This window comes from Moorena sp. SIO4E2, assembly GCF_010671945.1.
Classification (GTDB): Bacteria; Cyanobacteriota; Cyanobacteriia; order Cyanobacteriales; family Coleofasciculaceae; genus Moorena; species Moorena producens.
This window is the reverse complement of sequence record NZ_JAAHIE010000889.1, coordinates 1-2,328: the sequence shown is the minus strand read 5'-3', so window position 1 is coordinate 2,328 and position 2,328 is coordinate 1. Positions and strand designations below refer to the sequence as shown.

Below are 2,328 nucleotides of genomic sequence, written 5' to 3'. Positions count from 1 at the left end.
TTTTTGTTCTAGGGACGGATTGAGTTTCCACTTGTCAGTTCTGATAACTTTGGTCGGCGTTTTCACTGGTCTAATAAAATATTGCTAGTTAATATTTTAGCCTACAAAAATGTAGACGACAATAGATAGATTGATGTTCTAGGTTTTTGGCTATTGTTCTTAGCGTGGACTAACCCCCACCTGAACGAGGTGGGGGAATGCGTCTCACGTCCTGTTCAAAAAGGGGAGGCAACACCGTCTGGAAAAGGAAACACGCTACTATGTTGCTTCTTACGCCCTTGTCTGCTGAGTCCTTTGCCCAGGGCATCCCTTGGATATTGGGGTGTAGAGAACAAGGTTGATTATGTGCGCTTCGGTTACTCAGGGTGAAGATGCTTCACGTATTCCCATGCATCAGTTACCTCAAATCTTTGCCGTTGCTCGTAACTTTGCTCTAAATATCTATCGTTCTCATGACTTTTCAAATATGGCTCAGGCTCAAAGACGGTGCCAGTTTGGACTAGACACACAAAGAGCGCATTTTCAGAAATGTTATAGCCCTGGAAACAAGCACTGTCTTTAACTAAGACTTTCAGCTAGTTTTGCGTTCACAACTCATTTAGAAACGCTATATCTGATCATTGTGTTGTTTTTTTAAATAAACTTTAACAAAAATTAACATAATGCTCATGAATCACGTTTATCATGTGTATAAATAATACAAACACTAAATAAGTGAGGGCAATTCAAGGGAATCTGTTTGCAGAAGATGGCGAAGATGGGCAAGATGGGCAAGATGAAACTGGCGGAGATTTTAGTCATCGGTTGGAACCTCCGCAATTTTCCTGACCTCCTCTGACAAAATTTTATTTCTATGACAATGGGATGCACCTACTCAAATTACCCATGACTCATGACCCATTACCAATTCCTCATTACTAATTATTCCCTAGCCATTACCTATTATTCAGGGGATTTATTTGTTGTAAATCTACCGAATAATTGGTATTTGCTATTAGTTGTCATGGAGTGCTCTACAGCTTTTTTAAAGCTTTCACAATTAATTGTTGGATTTAACGCCACAATGAAAAATTGACTTAAAGGGATTATAGAAATAGTTTTTTAGACATCCGAGGAAAAAGCTTTGCTGATCAACACTCCAAGATTCAACAAAACATCGGTTGAGCGATTAGTAAATTTTTGGTCAAATCGCTATGTACCCGATTTATCAATTATTGCTTCCAAAAATGGTGTTTTAAAGATTTATGATTTGCTAGAATTTGCTTCCCGAAAGGGGCGCAATAAAACGGTTACCAAGTTACAGCGTTTAATCCAGATTAACTGTGAGTGTGCGGGAATTAAAACAGATGCTATGTTCTCCTATATTCCTAATGTGGTTAATTTGACCGAGGCTAAGCGAATTGCTGAATTTGTTTGCTCCGTTTACGAAAAGGTACTGGAAATTTACCAAGAGCAATCACCGAATCCTAGTTTAATGGCAGCAATACGACTAGGAGAGACAATTAATTTCTTCACAGATTTCTCTAGCCCGTGGACAATGGTAGCGCTAGAGTTGCCAGCTATAGAAAAGCTAGCCACCTCTCTCGAACCTGTATTGCGGCAACTGCGGCAGCAACATATATCAGCAAAAGACCGTCGAGCCATTGGTTTTGTTACCACACAGTTTCACTTCAGCACTCAGTTAGTACTCAATCGGCTGACATTGCCAGAACAAATTTTGCTCAGTCCCTACTTTAAGTTTGTCGAGGAGCAAGTTTCTATCCCCTGGCAACGAATCTGTAATGCAGCGGCTTTGCATGATTTTAACTCACCTAGCTTAGCCTTAGTGGAGCAACTCTTACCTGTTAGTCAGGATATTGCTCAGACTGTCTACCAACGCACAGAGGAATTGCACTCTGGTCATTTTAGCCGTCGGGGAGGGTTGGACGATCCAGGAATTAAGGCTTCGACTATCAGAGATTTAGAAATGTTCCAGGGTTACCTATGGCTATGTGCTTTGGAGGGGAATATGACATCAATAGAACAGGAACTGTTGCCGTTGTGTTTACTGGTATTTCCTAGCGTAGACGTAAGTTGGAAGCTGGCGGAAAAAATGTTGCAGTTGCTGGTGGATGAACTAAACGCTCGTATAGAGTCAGATCAGATGTACCTCTTGCTTCCTTATACTAAAGGACTGCTGGAGTTATTCTCTGACCTGGAGCAGAAGGCGTTATGATATCATCTAGCAGTCCTAAATCTTGGTGGCAGGAACAAACTTCGTCCCGGAAGCGGTCAGACTAGTGCAGGCAGGCAGAAATAATACCAATTCTTCAAAGTAGGACTACAGAT

General features: G+C 41.2%; 2 protein-coding genes. Both read left to right on the top strand.

The features are described 5' to 3' along the window. The first annotated feature begins 343 nt into the window (after positions 1–343). Complete coding sequence (locus F6K37_RS38640) at positions 344–562, top strand: hypothetical protein (protein ID WP_131827195.1); 219 nt, start codon at positions 344–346, stop codon at positions 560–562. Positions 563–1,123: 561 nt separating this feature from the next. Beyond that, complete coding sequence (locus tag F6K37_RS38635) at positions 1,124–2,215, top strand: hypothetical protein (RefSeq protein ID WP_287256469.1); 1,092 nt, start codon at positions 1,124–1,126, stop codon at positions 2,213–2,215. The last annotated feature ends 113 nt before the right edge of the window (positions 2,216–2,328 follow it).

Coding starts and splice junctions, on each gene's coding strand:
- F6K37_RS38640 (WP_131827195.1), top strand. CDS start 344: ATGTGCGCTTCGGTTACTCAGGGTGAAGATGCTTCACGTATTCCCATG.